At 70.0% G+C, this 15,717-nt stretch carries 17 protein-coding genes; 6 read left to right on the top strand and 11 right to left on the bottom strand.

Going from position 1 to position 15,717, the window contains the following annotated elements; translation table 11 throughout:
* On the top strand, positions 1-506 hold a 506-nt coding region (locus ON27_RS09980; RefSeq protein ID WP_218002973.1), incomplete at its 5' end, for a TerB family tellurite resistance protein.
* Between the two features lie 29 nt (positions 507-535).
* Complete coding sequence (locus ON27_RS09975; RefSeq protein ID WP_043723162.1) at positions 536-1,714, top strand: winged helix DNA-binding domain-containing protein; 1,179 nt, start codon at positions 536-538, stop codon at positions 1,712-1,714.
* Between the two features lie 80 nt (positions 1,715-1,794).
* On the opposite strand, the gene ON27_RS09970 is transcribed toward ON27_RS09975, so the two are convergent.
* The gene (locus ON27_RS09970; protein ID WP_043723158.1) at positions 1,795-2,613 is read right to left on the bottom strand and encodes a 2OG-Fe(II) oxygenase family protein; all 819 of its coding nucleotides are present in this window, start codon (positions 2,611-2,613) and stop codon (positions 1,795-1,797) included.
* Between the two features lie 515 nt (positions 2,614-3,128).
* Between ON27_RS09970 and ON27_RS09965 the strand changes: the two genes are divergently transcribed.
* On the top strand, positions 3,129-3,767 hold the full coding sequence (locus ON27_RS09965) for a GNAT family N-acetyltransferase (RefSeq protein ID WP_043723155.1): 639 nt from the start codon (positions 3,129-3,131) through the stop codon (positions 3,765-3,767).
* On the opposite strand, the gene nadC is transcribed toward ON27_RS09965, so the two are convergent.
* From nadC to nadA, 3 genes are all read right to left on the bottom strand, one after another.
* Positions 3,768-4,628, bottom strand: coding sequence for a carboxylating nicotinate-nucleotide diphosphorylase (gene nadC / locus ON27_RS09960; RefSeq protein ID WP_043723152.1), 861 nt, complete (start codon positions 4,626-4,628; stop codon positions 3,768-3,770).
* 61 nt (positions 4,629-4,689) lie between these two features.
* Complete coding sequence (locus ON27_RS09955) at positions 4,690-6,252, bottom strand: L-aspartate oxidase (protein WP_043723149.1); 1,563 nt, start codon at positions 6,250-6,252, stop codon at positions 4,690-4,692.
* Positions 6,253-6,367: 115 nt separating this feature from the next.
* Entirely contained in the window at positions 6,368-7,411 is a 1,044-nt protein-coding gene (gene nadA / locus ON27_RS09950) for a quinolinate synthase NadA (RefSeq protein WP_043723146.1), read from the bottom strand.
* A 184-nt stretch (positions 7,412-7,595) separates the two neighbouring features.
* On the opposite strand from nadA, the gene ON27_RS09945 reads away from it, so the two are divergent.
* On the top strand, positions 7,596-8,252 hold the full coding sequence (locus ON27_RS09945) for an NUDIX hydrolase (protein ID WP_174377684.1): 657 nt from the start codon (positions 7,596-7,598) through the stop codon (positions 8,250-8,252).
* Positions 8,253-8,348: 96 nt separating this feature from the next.
* Here the strand turns inward: ON27_RS09945 and ON27_RS43875 are convergent, their stop codons facing one another.
* A complete protein-coding gene (locus tag ON27_RS43875) occupies positions 8,349-8,519 on the bottom strand; it encodes a hypothetical protein (RefSeq protein WP_169334499.1) in 171 nt (56 codons plus the stop codon).
* Positions 8,520-8,791: 272 nt separating this feature from the next.
* Here ON27_RS43875 and ON27_RS09940 point away from each other — a divergent pair, with 272 nt between their 5' ends.
* Positions 8,792-8,995, top strand: coding sequence for a cold-shock protein (locus tag ON27_RS09940; protein ID WP_040741190.1), 204 nt, complete (start codon positions 8,792-8,794; stop codon positions 8,993-8,995).
* A 63-nt stretch (positions 8,996-9,058) separates the two neighbouring features.
* On the opposite strand, the gene ON27_RS09935 is transcribed toward ON27_RS09940, so the two are convergent.
* The 5 genes from ON27_RS09935 to bioB all read right to left on the bottom strand — a co-directional run bounded on the left by ON27_RS09935 (position 9,059) and on the right by bioB (position 13,253).
* The gene (locus ON27_RS09935; protein WP_043723140.1) at positions 9,059-10,660 is read right to left on the bottom strand and encodes an alkaline phosphatase D family protein; all 1,602 of its coding nucleotides are present in this window, start codon (positions 10,658-10,660) and stop codon (positions 9,059-9,061) included.
* A gap of 67 nt (positions 10,661-10,727) precedes the next feature.
* Positions 10,728-11,261, bottom strand: a complete 534-nt coding sequence (locus tag ON27_RS09930; protein WP_043723136.1) for a DUF1353 domain-containing protein — start codon at positions 11,259-11,261, stop codon at positions 10,728-10,730.
* Positions 11,262-11,335: 74 nt separating this feature from the next.
* Positions 11,336-11,980 carry a DUF2567 domain-containing protein gene (locus tag ON27_RS09925; RefSeq protein ID WP_051046401.1) on the bottom strand — a complete coding sequence of 215 codons (645 nt, stop codon included), beginning with the start codon at positions 11,978-11,980 and terminating at the stop codon, positions 11,336-11,338.
* Positions 11,980-12,207 carry a biotin synthase auxiliary protein BsaP gene (gene bsaP, locus ON27_RS09920; RefSeq protein WP_043723134.1) on the bottom strand — a complete coding sequence of 76 codons (228 nt, stop codon included), beginning with the start codon at positions 12,205-12,207 and terminating at the stop codon, positions 11,980-11,982. The genes ON27_RS09925 and bsaP overlap by 1 nt, the downstream gene beginning before the upstream one ends.
* Before the next feature lie 32 nt (positions 12,208-12,239).
* Positions 12,240-13,253, bottom strand: a complete 1,014-nt coding sequence (gene bioB / locus ON27_RS09915; protein WP_043723133.1) for a biotin synthase BioB — start codon at positions 13,251-13,253, stop codon at positions 12,240-12,242.
* A 103-nt stretch (positions 13,254-13,356) separates the two neighbouring features.
* On the opposite strand from bioB, the gene ON27_RS09910 reads away from it, so the two are divergent.
* Complete coding sequence (locus tag ON27_RS09910; protein ID WP_043723130.1) at positions 13,357-13,941, top strand: TetR/AcrR family transcriptional regulator C-terminal domain-containing protein; 585 nt, start codon at positions 13,357-13,359, stop codon at positions 13,939-13,941.
* 81 nt (positions 13,942-14,022) lie between these two features.
* On the opposite strand, the gene ON27_RS09905 is transcribed toward ON27_RS09910, so the two are convergent.
* Positions 14,023-15,246 carry an MFS transporter gene (locus ON27_RS09905; protein WP_245559895.1) on the bottom strand — a complete coding sequence of 408 codons (1,224 nt, stop codon included), beginning with the start codon at positions 15,244-15,246 and terminating at the stop codon, positions 14,023-14,025.
* Positions 15,247-15,717 lie beyond the last annotated feature (471 nt).

Genomic DNA, 15,717 nt, shown 5'->3' with positions numbered 1-15,717 from the left:
GTCTTCTCATGGAGTTCGCCATGGCCTACGCACCCCGCCGCACCCCCGACGCGACCCTGATCAGCACGCTGGCGGAGAACGCCGTGACGTGGCGCGCCCAATTGCTGGCCGAGCGCAACGCTCTGCGCGGCGGCTCTTTCCGCGACGCGGCCGTCGCCCTGTGCGCGCTGGTCGCCATGGGCGACGGCGCCACCGAGGCGGGTGACCGCGCCGCCGTCGCCGAACTCGTCACCACCGACCCGGTCCTGCGGAACTTCCCGGTCGACGATCTGCGCGCGCTGTTCGAGGACAACTGCAATCGGCTGGCGAACCACCCGGTGCGCGGCTGCGCGCACGTACTGCGGCAGATCGCCAAGGCCGGGGGCAAGCCGGTGGAAGCGGATGCGGTGATCCGGATCGGCATCCTGACCGGCAGCGCGTCCGGCGTGTGCGGGCCTGCGGCGGTCGAGGCCGTCCGTGACGCCTGCCGGACGCTGCGTTTGGCGCCGGAGCGCTTCGGCCTCTGAGTTCCGGCCGCGAACGCTACGATTCGCCTATGCGTTCGATTGATGCCGCCGAGCGGCGCGCTCGGCTCGCGGTACGGCACCGCTTGGCCGCACCGGAGCGGGCCGGGCGGGTCGCCGACATCGCCCGCTCGATGGTGGCCCTGCACGCGACCGATCCGGCGACCGTCTTCCTCTCGGTCGCCGCTCGCGCCGACGGCCTGCGCCCCTCGGACGTCGAACAGGCGCTCTACCAGGACCGTTCGCTGCTGCGGATGCTCGCCATGCGCCGCACCATGTTCGTCGTGCCGGTCGAGCTGGTGCCGGTGCTGCAAGCCTCCTGCGCGGACGCTCTGGCGCACAAGCAACGGCGTACCTATGGCAAATATCTGGCGCAGGCCGGCATCGGCGACGGTGACACGCCGGGCTGGTGGGCCGAGGTGGAAGCGGAGACCCACAAAGCGCTGCTGGCGCGTGGCGCGGCGACCGGCGCGCAGCTGAGCAAGGACGTCCCCCGCTTGCGCACCCAGGTGAACACCGCTCCGGACAAGGCGTATTCGAAGCCGACGAACATCACCACCTGGGTACTGGTGACGCTCGGTTGCGAAGGCCGCATCGTGCGCGGGCGGCCCAACGGCAGCTGGGCCAGCAGCCAGTACACCTGGTCGCCGATCGAATCGTGGTTGCCCGGCGGACTCGCCGCCCTTCCCGCCGACGAAGCCCGCGCCGAGCTGGTCCGCCACTGGTTGCGCGCCTTCGGTCCCGCGCCGGTGTCCGACGTGAAGTGGTGGACCGGCTGGACGCTCGGCGAAGTGCGCGCGGCGCTCGGCGCGCTCGATCTGGTCGAGGTCGACCTGAACGGCGTGACCGGTGTGCTGCTGGCCGACGACGTGGAGCCGGTCGCCGCCCCGGAGCCGTGGGCGGCCTTGCTCCCCGCCCTCGACCCGACGCCGATGGGCTGGCAGGCCCGTGAGTGGTACCTCGGCCCGCACGCCCCGAAGCTGTTCGATCGCAACGGCAATATCGGTCCCACCGTCTGGTGGGACGGACGGATCGTCGGCGGCTGGGCTCAGCGCAAGGACGGCGAGATCGTCTACCGCCTGCTCGAAGACGTGGGCGCGGACGCCGAAGCGCTGATCACCGCGCAAGCGCAGCGAACCGCCGAATGGTTCGGCGAGGTCCGCGCCGTCCCCCGATTCCGCACACCGCTGGAACGCGAACTCACCGCCTGACCGACGTGCGTTCAACGCCCCGCACCTCGCGCGACGCGAAATGCACATCGACCGCGAGAGGCGCGTGGTGCGCGTATCACTCAATGATCGACGATGAAGTCGGACGGTAAACCGAAGGCGTCCGTGGCTGTTCGGATCAGTTCGCCGATATCGACGCCGGGGTTCGACTCGTCGACGACATAGGGCGGGATCGGGCCGCTGTCCACATCGGGGCAGCTGAAGTACATGATGGACTTGCGATCGAGGCTTTCGGCGCCGAAATTGCGCACCCGGTGATAGAGCGGTCGGATGTCGCCGCCCGTCATCGCGCTCAATATCGCGCCGGGCATGACGAGCACCTCGTCCCGGGCGACGTCGGCCCGAACCGCATCGTCGCCGGCGATCACTTCCAGACCCGGTCCGCACGTCCAGATGACTGTGGCCAGGGTGCCGTCCTCATGGGTTGTCTGCAGGAATTCCCGATCGCTGAGCGTGTCATACGAATTGATCTGCAAGACAGAGGCTTTCATGAAGGGCAAGCGGCGCCGATAGTCGTAGCGGCGCGCCAGGTCGGCCATGAGGGCGTTCACGACTCGATACAGCGCCCCGGCGCGGTAGGCTTCGAGCGCTCGCAGAAAGGGCAGAATGCGCTCGTGGCCGGGAATTCCGCGCGCGGCTCCGGGATTCCAATACAGGAACGAGTCGTTCAGATCCACCCCGTCGATCGGATCGAAATTATTGTACGAAGATCCCGGCGGCCGGTATCCGTTCGACAGCCGGGCATTGCTGTACCGACAATTGGCGTCCGGTCCGGCATCGAAGAATGTCATCGCCTCGGCGTACAACGTCGCCAGCTGCGTTGCCTCGGCCTGGCTCAGGCGTACTCGCGCGAAACCGTTCGCGAGAATCTGTCCCAACATCTGTTCCCCCTTCTACCTGGCTCATATCGGCCGCCGTCGCACTCGGCAGTTCGACGGCGGGCGTTCCATCCCACCGGTTGTGCGTCACCGGCCGCAGAGCCGAGGAAGTCGTGCATCCGCAGCATGGTCATCCCCGGAATGTGTCGAGCCGACGTAGCGAAGCGAGATCGGGCCCGGATGGTTCGAGTCCGTCACCGAGCCGACACTTCAGTCTGAATCAGCGGCGCGCGTCAGGGGCGGAAATCGTGTCGAGAGAACGACATACGGCGCAGATCACTTCGATGGTCGGAGCACCGATACTGTGCGTTCCGCGTCCTGGTGCGGCATGGCCGAGCGGACGACGAGGTCGGCACCATAGCAACACCTACCGGCAGCGGGGTGTGAAGGGCAGACTCGACACCATGCCTGCCGAGTGAGAGCGTATACCCCGGCGGGAGCGTGGCGATCCTGCTGAAGATTGTTGCACGCCAGAGAAACAAAGGCCGTGAGCCAGCCCGGTCCACACCAGGAGAGTTATGGGGATTCGCGGGTTCGCCGAAGAGGACCGAGCTGCTCTGCGCGAGTTGTTCGTCCGGGCCGGGGCGGGTTCGCCGACGGAGTCGCTGTGGGGGCATGCGGAGTCCGAGGCGGCTGTCTATCTGGAGCCGTACATGGATCTGGAACCGGATTCGCTGTTCGTCGCGGAGGCCGGGGGTGAGCTGGTCGGATATCTGACGGGCTGTGTGGACAGCGCGGCATTTCCCGGCGAGAGCGAGCGCATCGATCGGGCGATCCGCCGCTATCGCTTGGTGTTTCGCCGCGCCTCGGCCGGGTTCTTCGCACGCAGCATCGCCGACGCCGCCGGTGCGGCGATCCGCCGGGCCCCGCTGGCGGGCGATTTCCGCGACGAACGCTGGCCGAGCCATCTGCATATCAATGTCGCGCCGGAAGCCAGGGGCACCGGGGCCGCCGACCGGCTGATGGTCCGCTGGTTCGAGCGGCTGGCCGAAGCCGGATCACCCGGCTGCCACTTGCAGACACTGGTCGAGAACGTCCGCGCGGTCCGTTTCTTCGAGCGCATGGGCTTCACCGCCCACGGCGCCGAGCCCCTGGTTCCCGGCCTGCGCTACCGCGGCCGACGGGTGCACCAGCGCACGATGGTGCGGGCCGGCTGACTACATGTCCAGTCCGAGGTCGAGGACCCGAACGGAGTGGGTGAGGGCGCCCACCGCGAGGTAGTCGACGCCGGTGCGGGCGTAGTCGGCGGCGGCGGCGAGGCTCAGGCCGCCGGAGGACTCCAGTTTCGTGCGCGGGGACGCGGCGTTGCGGCGCTGCACGGCCGCCTGCGTCTGCCAGAGCGGGAAATTGTCCAGCAGCACGAGTTCCACGTTCTCGGCGAGCACGGCGTCGAGTTGTTCGAGGCTGTCGACCTCGACCTCGCAGGCGATGTCGGGAGCGGCGGCGCGGACCGCGCGCAGCGCCTCGACCACAGACCCCGCGGCGACCACATGGTTGTCCTTGATCAGCGCGGCGTCACCGAGGCCCATGCGGTGGTTGACACCGCCGCCGACGCGCACGGCGTATTTCTGCAGCGCGCGCAGTCCGGGCAGCGTCTTGCGACTGTCCCGGACGCGGCAGTCGGTGCCCGCGACGGCGTCCACCCAGGCGGCGGTCGCGGTGGCGATGCCGGACAGGTGGCACACCAGGTTGAGCATGGTGCGTTCCGCGGTGAGCAGGCCCCTGGTCGGCGCGATCAGGCTCAGCACGGACTGCCCCGGCGACACCCGGGTGCCGTCGGCCACCCGATCGGTGACCTCGTAGCCGCTCGCGCCGATCACCTCGTCGAGCACCAGCAATCCGGCGTCGAGTCCGGCGACGGTGCCCGGCTCCCGGGAGACCACCGACGCCTTGATCACCGCGTCGGCGGGCACGGTGGCCGTCGTGGTGACGTCCGGGCCGTAACGCAGGTCCTCGTCCAGCGCCGCGCGGATGAGCCGCAGCACCTCGTCGCGATCCAGGGCGGCGTCCAAAGCCATCGAAGTGTTCCTCTCTCGCCGAGCGGGGCCGGTGGACGCCGGTCCGGCTCGGCGGCTGTGGTCAGGAAATGGGGGCGCACTCGGGGACGCCGTCGTCGTTCAGCCGGATCGGGAGGCTGTGGCGGAGTTCGGGCACGGCCCGCGGGTGATCCGACCGGGTGTGACAGCCGCGGCTCTCGGTGCGGGCGAGCGCGGCCAGCAGCAGGGCGCGTGCCGCGAGGGTCAACGCGGCGTCCTCGATTCCGGCGATCGGGTGTGCGGCGGCGGTCCGCGTGTCGCGCCGGATGACCACGTCGTCGAGCCGTTTGAGCGCTTCGGCCAGACCGGCGCGGTCGCGCACCACCGACGCGTGCGTCGTCATGAGGCCCTGCACTACGCCACGGGAGGCGTATTCGGCGAAACGAGCGGGAATCTCGTGCACACCGGCCCGCTCACCGAGCCGCTCGGCAGCGGCGGCCCCGGCCCGCTCGCCGACCACCAGTCCCTCCAGCAAGCTGTTGGAGGCCAGCCGGTTCGCCCCGTGCAGACCCGTGCGCGCGACCTCACCGGCCGCGTACAAGCCGGGCACTCCGGTGCGGCCGTGGGTGTCGGTGACCACGCCCCCGCACTGGTAGTGCGCGGCCGGCGCGACCGGGATCAGATCCGTGCGCGGGTCGATGCCCGCCGCCAGACACGAGGCGGTGATCGTCGGAAACCGTTGCGGGAAACCGTCGATCGAGCGTGCGTCGAGGTAGACGTGCTCGGCGCCGAGCGCCCGCATGCGCGCGGCGATGGCACGGGAGACCACGTCACGAGGTGCGAGGTCGCCGCGCGGATGCACTCCCTCGGTCACCGGATCGCCCGCGGTGTCCACCAGCGTCGCGCCTTCGCCGCGCACCGCTTCGCTGATCAGCGGCCTGCGCCCGACTCCGCCCGGGGTGTAGAGCACGGTCGGGTGGAACTGCACGAACTCGAGATCGGCGACGGCCGCTCCCGCCCACAGTCCGAGCGCGGCCCCGTCGGCGGTGGCGCCCGGCGGATTGGTGCTCAGCGCGTACAACTGTCCCAGCCCACCGGTGGCCAGGAGTACGGCGGGCGCGTGCACTACGCCGAATCCCTGGTCCGACACCGCGACCACGCCCCGCACACCGTTCGGCCCGGTGACGATCTCACCGGCCGCGGCGCCGAACAGCACCGGCAGACCGGCCTCGTTCAGCGCTCGCTGCACCTCCGCGCCCGTGGCGTCGCCACCGGCGTGGATGATCCGGCGGGTGCTGTGCCCGCCCTCGCGGGTCCGCGAGATCTGGCCGTCGCGGCCGAGGTCGAACACCGCGCCCAGGTCGGTCAGCGCGGTCACCGCGGCCTGCCCGCCCTCGACGATGGAGCGCACGGCCGCCACGTCGCACAGTCCCGCGCCCGCCTCCACCGTGTCGTGCACGTGCGATTGCACCGAGTCCCCGTGCGGCGCCACCACGGCGATGCCGCCTTGGGCGTACTGGGTGGAGGTGTCGGTGGGCCCGCCTTTGCTGAGCGTGAGCACTCGAAGACCGTGCAGCGACGCGGTGCGCGCCGCGGTCAGTCCCGCGACGCCGCCGCCGATCACGACCAGGTCGGCCTCGGCCTCCCAGTCGATCGAAACCGTCATCGGCCCGCGCCTCTCTGTCTCGCGATCGGCGTCGGCGCTCCCGCGCGAGCGCGGTGTTCAGCGCTCCCGCTGCTGACACCGCGCTCCGCCGGAGGCCGACCCATCGGGGTCGAACTCATTCACCGCCGCCGGGGTTGCCGATCGCGATCATCCGCTGCACCGAATTACGGCCGAGTGCGGCGGTTTCCGGATCGACATGTACTTCGTCGCGGCCTTCGACCAGGCAGCGCAGCAGCGCCGCCGGGGTGATCATCTTCATGTACTTGCACGACGCCCGGTCGTTGACGGCCTGGAAGTCGATGCCGGGGGCGGCCTTGCGCAACTGGTGCAGCATGCCGACCTCGGTGGCCACCAGCACCTGGTTCGACTTCGCCGCCTTGGCCGCGTCGATCATGCCGCCGGTCGACAGGATGTGCACCCGGTCGGCGGGGAACGCGCCCTCGCCCGCCAGGTACAGCGCCGAGGTGGCGCAGCCGCACTCGGGGTGCACGAACAGCTCCGCGTCGGGGTGCGTGCGCGCCTGCTCGGTCAGCTCGTCGCCGTTGATGCCCGCGTGCACGTGGCACTCACCCGCCCAGATGTGCATGTTCGCCCGGCCGGTGACCCGCTTGACGTGCGCGCCGAGGAACTGGTCCGGCAGGAACAGCACCTCGCGGTCCGGGTCGATCGAGGCCACCACGTCGACCGCGTTGGACGAGGTGCAGCAGATGTCGGTGAGCGCCTTCACCTCGGCGGTGGTGTTCACGTAGGACACGACCACCGCGTCGGGATGCTCGGCCTTCCAGGCGCGCAGTTCGTCGGCCGTGATCGAATCCGCGAGCGAGCATCCGGCCCGCTGATCCGGGATGAGCACGGTTTTCGCCGGGCTCAGGATCTTGGCGGTCTCGGCCATGAAGTGCACGCCGCAGAACACGATGGTGTCCTCGGGCGCCTCGGCCGCGATCCGCGACAGCGCCAGCGAGTCGCCGACGTGGTCGGCCACGTCCTGGATCGCGGGCAGCTGGTAGTTGTGCGCCAGAATCGTCGCGTTGCGCTCCCGGGCCAGTCGCTCGACCTCCTGCGCCCACTCCGGCGTTGCCTCGACACCCGCGAACCCGGAGGGCCCGTCGAACACCTGCCCCATCAGCGGGGGCGCCAGTTTCGCACCCGTCGTCGCCATGGATGGCTCCCTTCCTCGTGCGGTCGGCCACGCGCCGATTCGCACCAAACCAGGTTTTCGACTTATAATCGAAAACGTGGCCCATAGTAGCACCATCCACGAATCGCTCACCGCGGTGTTCCAGGTTCGCCGCTTCCCGAAGGCTATCGGCGCAGGTCACGACCAAGCAGACCAGGCAGAAGGGATGCTGCGGCGTTGCCCGCCCGACCAGCGGACCGAACTGGCGGTGTTGCTTTGGGAACGCGCGCTCGACCCGCAGAAGGGCACCTGGTCACTCCCCGGCGGACGGCTGCGCGACGACGAGGACCTCGACACCTCCGCGCGCCGTCAGCTCGCCGAGAAGGTGGACGTGCGCGAGCTGAGCCATCTGGAACAACTTTCGGTGTTCAGCGCCCCCGACCGGGTGCCGAGCCCGCGGCGCATCGCCTCGGCCTATCTCGGCCTGGTGCCGTTGACCGCCGACCCGCAGCTGCCCTCGGACACCGCCTGGCATCCGGTCTCGGCGCTGCCGGACATGTCCTTCGATCACCGCACGGTGGTCGACCACGCGCGCACCCGCCTGGCCGCGAAGCTCTCGTACACCAATATCGCCTTCGCCCTCGCGCCGGACCGGTTCACCATGTCAACTTTGCGCGAAATCTACTGCGCCGCACTTGGATACGACGTCGACACGACCAATCTCCAACGCGTGCTTTCCCGCCGCAAAGTGATCACGCCCACCGGAGCCACCGCCGCTCCTGGCCGTGCGGGCGGCCGCCCGGCCGCGGTCTACCGCTTCACCGACTCCGGCCTGCGAGTGACCGACGAGTTCGCGGCGCTGCGCCCGCCCGGCCCTTCCTGAACCGCGGCCTCGGCGCAGGGCCGGTTTGCCGCGCGTGGCAGCTGACCGACCGTGGGCGCGCCACGCTGCCGGGCCGCGCAGGCCGCGGCCGGAGGCTCAGGAGGAGGTGTCCGATTTGCAGTGCTTGGACCGGCGCCGATACTGCCGCTTGCTCGCTATCGGACGCGCGGCGTTGCTGCGCCGCAAGGCATCTCGCCGCCGCCAAGCCGCCAGATCCGCGCGCTCCCGCTCGGCGGGTGGCGTCTCGACCACTGGACGTCGATTCATCGCCCGGCCTCCTTTCGGCGCGTTGCCGGCTGCTTCGGCCGCCCACCATATCCGCGCTACCACCTGGTCCTCCACTTGTTTTCGGAGCCGAGGAATCGGCCGAATCGAGCGGGTCACGCTGCGTGATCGGCGGACCCCGCTCGTTGTCGGTTCGCTCACAAACCGGGCCCGGCGGTATCGGCGCGGGCCGATCCATGGCAGGGTGGACTACTGAGATCGGGTTATCAATGTGATTCGACCTGGCTCATCTACAGAAAAGATTGAAGTAAGCAATGGCTCAAGGCAGTGTGAAGTGGTTTAACAGCGAAAAGGGCTTCGGCTTCATCGCGCAAGACGGTGGCGGCGCCGACGTCTTCGTTCATTACTCCGCCGTGTCCGGCTCGGGATTCAAGTCCCTTGAAGAGGGGCAGCGCGTGGAGTTCGAGATCGGCCAAGGACAGAAGGGCCCGCAGGCCCAGGACGTCCGCGCGATCTGATCGACGTAGTCAGGTAGGAGCCCCGCACCATAACGGTGCGGGGCTTTTGCGTGTCCTGGCGGGTCACGGTTGTCCGTCGAGTTCCAGATCGGCTACCTCGACCAGCCCCTCTCCCGGGCGTGCGGTCTCCAGCTGGAACCGGGCGGAGCGGCCCCGGACCACGAGGGAAGCTATCGAGTTGCCGAAATGCGGGCCGCTGATCTTGCGCCATCGAACCGGGTCGGGGGAGATTCCTCGCCGATCCGCGAGCCACCGCAGCGCCGAAGCGACCGGCGCGGCCCATGACAACGCGAACGCCGGATGGAACATCTTCGGCGGTTCGTTGTGCACCGGCGAGCACACCAGTTGCAGCACTTGCGATTTCGTCGGCCGCGAGTAGGTGGCGTGCGCGACGTAGCTGTGGTGCACGTCCCCGGAGAGCACGCAGATCGTGCCGGGCGCGCCGGGCGCGCTGCCCAGCCGGTGGATCAGCCGCGCCAACCGTTCGAAGGACGCGCGGAACGCGGGCCAGTGCTCCAGATCCGCTGCCTGCCTGACCTTCTCGCCGAGCCGACCGCGCCATCCCGGCAGATCCGCCGCGCGCTCGTTGAGCGATTGGAAGTGGCTCAGCGCGGGCGGCATCAGCCACGGCAGCGACGATCCGATCAGCAGGTGGTCGAAATCGCCCTCGGCGTTGCGCTCGATCCAGTCGAATTCCTCCGGCCCGACCATCAGCCGCTGCCCGTCCAGGATTCGGCCGCCGCGGGTGTCGATCACCAGCAGCCGGATCCGGCCGAAGTCGCGGCGGTAGCTCCAGCGGGCGGGTTTGCGGCCGTCGACCTCCTTGTCGGCCTGCTCGGCGAAATCCTCCAGCAGTTCCCGCACGTCCTCGCCCGCCTCGGTGACCTGACGGTAGAGCGGGTCGCGGGCCAGCTCGTCCGGACCGAGATTGCCGATGTGCTGGTACACCCAGTAGGACGCGAGCCCGGCGCGGATGCGCCCGCGCCACCACGGCCGGGCCGCCATCTGCTCGCGCCAGGCGCGCGAGGTGTTCCAGTCGTCGCGCACATCGTGGTCGTCGAAGATCATCGACGTGGGCACGGTCGACATCAGCCAGCGGATCTCCGGGTCCGCCCAGGACTCGTGGTAGAGCTCGGCGTACTCGCGGAAGGACACGACTTCGCCGCGCGGTTCCTGCGCGCCGCGCCGTCGCGCCAGCCACTGCGCCATCCGCGGCGTCGGCTCGTCGGCGTAGACCTGGTCACCGAGCAGCAGCAGCGCGTCCGGCCATTCCCGCTCGGGTGCGCGCATCATGCGCAGGGCGTACGCGTCCAGCGCATCCACCCCCAGCTTGTCGGCGTCCAGCACGCCGGGCGTGGCCTTGGCCGCCCGGCACGACCCGAACAGGATCTTCTCGACGGTCCGCGTGCGAATCCGGCAGGGCGGCAGATCCGATCCCGGCTCCGGCCACACGGGCGTCCCGTCCAGCCGTACCTGGTAGGGAATCGACGCGCCGGGTTCCAGTCCGTCGATCGAGACCAGCGCGAAGTGCTGTTCCCCCACCTGGAACGTGCGCGCGAGCCGTCCCAGAACGTCCACCTCGCACGCGCCGTCGGTTTCCACCCAGACGGTCGCCGAAGTCGCGTCGACGTGCCGCAACACCGGCCCCAGAACCAGCTCCGCCATACCCGAACGCTACGTCGCCGATCGCCGCCGGGAAATCGGAATCAACGGAGCGGCACCGCCGGACCGGTCAGGCGGTTTTCATCTGCGGGCCGGGCGGCGGGGCCTCGGTTCGCCGCGCCACTCGCGATCCGGCCCAGAAGACCAGTTCCACCAGCCAGAACAGCACCAGGAACGCCGTCACCACGGTGACGGGGACGGCCAGGAAGAGGACCGAGGGTACGGCGACGACGACGAACAGGGCCATCTCGCCCGTGCTCGCGCCGCGCAACTGATGGGCCGCGCGCACGGCGGCCCACATCATCCAGCGCCGTGGCAGGGAGACCCCGAGTTCGTGCAGGCTGCGGCGGAAGATGCCGTCGGCGTCGGCGACGCTCACCACTTTCGAGCCGAGCAGGTAATCGTGCAGGATCGCGGCGCGGGTGTAGACGCCGTAACGCGGTACCAGCCAGATCAGTGCGCGGGGCACCGAGGCGAAATCGGTACGGAAACCGGCGGGAACCACGAACTCCTCGGTGGCGCCGCGATAGACGAGCGGTTCGGTCACCCGCCAGAACCTGGCGTCGAGTCCTTCGACGACCGGACCGCCACTCACAAAGGCCACGTCCCATTCCTTCCCGCGCTACGCGTTTCCCGACCACAGGGTGGTTCGGGATGCCTTACGGACACGGCGGCGCGTCAGCGCCGTGGCGGGTACTCGGGCACCGAATACCCTTCCGCGGCAGGCTCGTAGCCACGATAGGGCAGCTCTCCCCCGCTCGCAGCCGCACCGTACGGCGCGTAGGCGTCGAACGCTCCTTCGTCGCGCCGGGCGGCGCGGCGGCCGCTGCCGAGATCCTCCGAAGTACTGAGCGCGGCGAGGAACAGCATGACGAACGAGGCGATCAGCGGCTGCACGATCAGCGCGAGCGAACTGCCCAGCTCGATCGGCAAGGCGACGATCTGTCCGACCGGCGGATCGTGCGGGCGCGGATGCAGCCATGCGGCGACCTGCTCTCCCACGCCCGCCATCACCACCGCTCCCACGCCGGAGCCGATCAGCAGGCCGAGTTGCAGCAGTGGCCCCCGCGCCGACCGCCACCGCCATACGGCCAGTGCCGAGAGCAGACCGAGCACCGCCCCGACGAGCGCGAACAACGCCAGCGCGTCGAACTGATGCGCGCTCTCACCGGTCAACGCGACACCGCGCCCCTGCTCGACCACCAGCAGCCGTTCGGTCGGCGCGAGCAGGCCCCATCCGGCGCCGGCGATCGCGCTGACCACCACAACTGCGACGGCGGCCAGCGCGACCGCTCGCAACTCGTCCCGAGACGTCGACGCCACTAGCGGCGCTCCAGTTCGGCCGAGTCGATGACGCCGTGCCGGGAGCACTTGGCCCACCAACCGTCCGGACTCACCTGCACGATCATGCGGCGGCCGCACTGTTCGCAGAAGCGCGGCGGCTCCAGGCCCAGCGCGGCGGCGGCGGGGACCGCGTCGTCGAGGCCGGGCACGATTCGCTTGCCGGTGAACGGGTTGTAGCGCTCGTCCATGTTCATGACAGTACTCATGCTCGCCTGCCTCATTGTCGCAACCGAGCCGGTCAGAGTGTTTCGTTGAGCGCCTTGATCGGCATCTTCAGTTCGCCCAGCAGATCCAGGTCCTGTTCGGCCGGGCGGCCCAGGGTGGTCAGGTAGTTGCCGACGATGACGGCGTTGATACCGCCCAGGATGCCCTGCTTGGCGCCGAGATCACCCAGCGTGATCTCGCGGCCGCCCGCGAAACGCAGCATGGTGCGCGGCAGCGCGAGCCGGAACGCGGCGACGGCGCGCAACGCGTCGGCGGCGGGCAGCACCTCGAGGTCGCCGAACGGGGTGCCCGGCCGCGGGTTGAGGAAGTTCAGCGGAACCTCGTCGGGCTCCAGTTCGGCCAGGTTCGCCGCGAACTCGGCGCGCTGCTCCAGCGTCTCGCCCATGCCGAGGATGCCGCCGCAGCACACCTCCATGCCCGCTTCGCGGACCATGCGCAGGGTGTCCCAGCGCTCTTCCCAGGTGTGCGTGGTGACCACGTTCGGGAAGTAGGAGCGGGAGGTCTCCAGGTTGTGGTTGTAGCGGTGCACGCCCATGGCGGCCAGCTGGTCGACCTGCTCCTGGGTGAGCATGCCCAGCGAACAGGCGACCTGGATGTCCACCTCGTTGCGGATCGCCTCGACGCCCGCGGCCACCTGGGCCATCAGGCGCTCGTCCGGACCGCGTACGGCGGCCACGATGCAGAACTCGGTGGCGCCGGTCTTCGCGGTCTGCTTGGCGGCCTCGACCAGGCTCGGGATGTCCAGCCACGCGGCGCGCACGGGGGATTGGAACAGGCCCGACTGGGAGCAGAAGTGGCAGTCCTCGGGGCAGCCACCGGTTTTGAGGCTGATGATGCCCTCGACCTCGACTTCGGGGCCGCACCACTTCATGCGCACCTCGTGCGCCAGGGCGAGCAGCTCCTCCAGCCGGTCGTCGCCGAGGCGTAGCACCTCGAGGGTCTGTTCCTGGTTGAGCCCCTCGCCGCGCTCGAGCACCTGCTCGCGGGCGATCGACAGAATGCCGGTGTCTACCGGTGCCTGGGTCACTGCGCGAATCCCTTCTTCCGGCCGAGGTGGCCGTGCAACTTGAACGGTGTTCAGGCTAGGGTAGCGGTAGGAGTGAGTCAAAGCACGACGGGAAGGACATCGAGTGCAGCTGCACCGTGCGGACGTGGTCGACGGCGCCATCGCGATTCTGGACCGATACGGCCTGGCCGACCTCACCATGCGCAGGCTGGCCGGCTCGCTCCAAGTCCAGCCCGGCGCGTTGTACTGGCACTTCCCCAACAAGCAGGCGCTGCTGGGCGCGGTGGCGGACAAGATCCTCGCGCCCATGGAGGACCCGATCGAGGCCGAGGAATGGTCCGGCCAGATCACCGAATTGGCCCACCGGCTGCGCGACTGCCTGCTGGCCTATCGCGACGGCGCCGAGTTGGTCTCGGCCACCTACGCTTCGCGGCTGACCACGAGCAAAGGCCGGGAGCGTCTGGTGAGCGCGGCGATTCGCGCGGGCATGCCGCGCCAGGAGGCCGAACTGACGGCGTTCACGCTGCTCTACTACGTCCTCGGCGAGACCGTGGACGAACAGTCCAGGATGCAGATGGATTCGGCGGGCGCCCTGCCCGACGACGCGTCGCCGCTGACCGAAACCCCGGACCCCACCGCCCGATTCGACTTCGGTCTGCAACTGTTCGTCGCGGGCGTGCGCCACCTGCTGGGCACCCGCGTCCGCTGACCGGCTCCGCTGCCGGACACCGTATCGACGCGACGAGTGCTGCGGCCGATCCGCGCGCGGCGGCGAGCGGCCCGTCGCCGACTATTCGGTGACTCCACGCGATTGCGGCGTAGGTCGCACCGGCCCTGGGAACCAGCGGTGCATCGTGTACGCGCCCACCGCGGCGGTGAGCGCGAGCGCGACAGCCGCCCCGCCGAGCACGGTGAGGGCGCTGATCGCGCCGACCGCCACTGGACCGGCGAACATGCCGATGTCATGGGTGAGCCGCCAGGCGCCGAGGAACTCCGCGCGCTGCCCGTCGGGTGCGACATCGGCGCCGACCGTCATGATCAGCCCGTTGCTCATTCCGTTGGCGAGCCCGAGCAGCACGGCCGCGCAGCCGAGACCGAGCAGCGAAGAGGTCCACGGCAGCGCGCCGAAACCGGCGGCGAACAGGATCATCGACGGCACGCCGGTAGCCCGCCTGCCGTAGCGGTCCAGCCACACTCCCGCCGGATACGACAGCAGCACGTCCACCGCTCCGGCCACACCGAACACCACGCTGGTCGCCGACGCGCTCAACCCGATGTACGCCGCCCACAGTGGCAGCAGCGCCAGCCGCGACGCGCGTGCCGCGCCGACCAGCAGCGCCGCCAGGCCGAGCGTGCCCAGGATTCTGCGGTGCTCGACCACCACCGCGCTCAGCGAACGCCGCGCGCCCGCGCCGGCTGTCGCGTCGGGCGATCGGATCGCCGCCATGGCCGCGCCGGCGATCAGCGTGGCCGCCAGCTGCAACCACAGCGCGCCGTTCGGGCCGAGCGAGTGCACCGAGCCCGCACCGAGGAACGGTCCGCAGAAGAAGCCCAGCCGCATCGCACCGGCCAGCGTCGACATCGCGCGTCCGAGATCACCCACGGCCACCACGGCCACGAGGTAGGACTGGCGAGCCAGACCCCACACCGCACTCGCCGCGCCGTTGAGCAGCATGCCCAGCGCGAGCACTCCGACATTCGGCGCGACGATCGCCGCGAACACCCCTACCGCCCCGAGCACCGAGCCCACCGCCAACGCGCCGCGTTCCCCGATCCTGGCGACGACCCGTCCCGCAGGTAGATCGGTGAGCACCATGCCCAACCCGGACAGCGCGACGACGACTCCGGCCAGTCCGGCCGACGCCCCCAGGTCCAGCGCGCGCAGCGCGTACATCGGCGCCGCCGCGCCGGACCCGATGCCGTAAAGCACCATCGGCACGAACACGGTCCAGGTCAGCGACCGCAGCCGCACCGGAACCGCGGCCTCGCCGACTACGACGGACCGCTCGCTCAACGCCACGCCACCGCTCGGCGGGGACTGCCCGGAAGGTCCCGACGCCGCCCGCCGAGCGCTCCCCCAACCGGTCGCCGGCCGCCCGAAACCGCTGTCGGGCAGGCGTGCCGAACACCGTCCGTCGCCCCGGCGAAGCCCGCGCTTCCGGAACGAACGGAGTCGGCTCGTCCGCGGCACGCCCCATGCCGGCCGTCGACAACGGCAGCAGCCCGCCGCCACTCGTCACCGCGTCGCACGGTGCCCGCCGCCCTCCACACAGGCCGCCCCATGCACGATTCGACGACAGCCCATCGGACTCCGCGATATTCGCGCACGCCGGAGCCGGTCGTCAGCATGGTCCACGACGCGGTGCCGACCGACCCCGCTCCGGGCGCGTGTACGGCACATGGTGCGCCGACGCCGTCCTGCGGCAGACGGCCCGCTGTGCGGGTGATTCGGTGGGACAGTCGATTTCGGCGGCGCCGCTCACCG

It is taken from the genome of Nocardia asiatica NBRC 100129, from assembly GCF_000308415.1.
Taxonomy (GTDB): Bacteria; Actinomycetota; Actinomycetes; order Mycobacteriales; family Mycobacteriaceae; genus Nocardia; species Nocardia asiatica.
The sequence above is the reverse complement of the archived record's forward strand: the minus strand, read 5'-3'. Positions and strand labels throughout refer to the sequence as shown.

Excerpts from the sequence above, each read along its gene's own strand:
- ON27_RS09975 (WP_043723162.1), top strand. The coding sequence starts at position 536 with ATGCGTTCGATTGATGCCGCCGAGCGGCGCGCTCGGCTCGCGGTACGG.
- ON27_RS09970 (WP_043723158.1), bottom strand. The coding sequence starts at position 2,613 with ATGTTGGGACAGATTCTCGCGAACGGTTTCGCGCGAGTACGCCTGAGC.
- ON27_RS09965 (WP_043723155.1), top strand. The coding sequence starts at position 3,129 with ATGGGGATTCGCGGGTTCGCCGAAGAGGACCGAGCTGCTCTGCGCGAG.
- nadC (WP_043723152.1), bottom strand. The coding sequence starts at position 4,628 with ATGGCTTTGGACGCCGCCCTGGATCGCGACGAGGTGCTGCGGCTCATC.
- ON27_RS09955 (WP_043723149.1), bottom strand. The coding sequence starts at position 6,252 with ATGACGGTTTCGATCGACTGGGAGGCCGAGGCCGACCTGGTCGTGATC.
- nadA (WP_043723146.1), bottom strand. The coding sequence starts at position 7,411 with ATGGCGACGACGGGTGCGAAACTGGCGCCCCCGCTGATGGGGCAGGTG.
- ON27_RS09945 (WP_174377684.1), top strand. The coding sequence starts at position 7,596 with ATGCTGCGGCGTTGCCCGCCCGACCAGCGGACCGAACTGGCGGTGTTG.
- ON27_RS43875 (WP_169334499.1), bottom strand. The coding sequence starts at position 8,519 with ATGAATCGACGTCCAGTGGTCGAGACGCCACCCGCCGAGCGGGAGCGC.
- ON27_RS09940 (WP_040741190.1), top strand. The coding sequence starts at position 8,792 with ATGGCTCAAGGCAGTGTGAAGTGGTTTAACAGCGAAAAGGGCTTCGGC.
- ON27_RS09935 (WP_043723140.1), bottom strand. The coding sequence starts at position 10,660 with ATGGCGGAGCTGGTTCTGGGGCCGGTGTTGCGGCACGTCGACGCGACT.
- bsaP (WP_043723134.1), bottom strand. The coding sequence starts at position 12,207 with ATGAGTACTGTCATGAACATGGACGAGCGCTACAACCCGTTCACCGGC.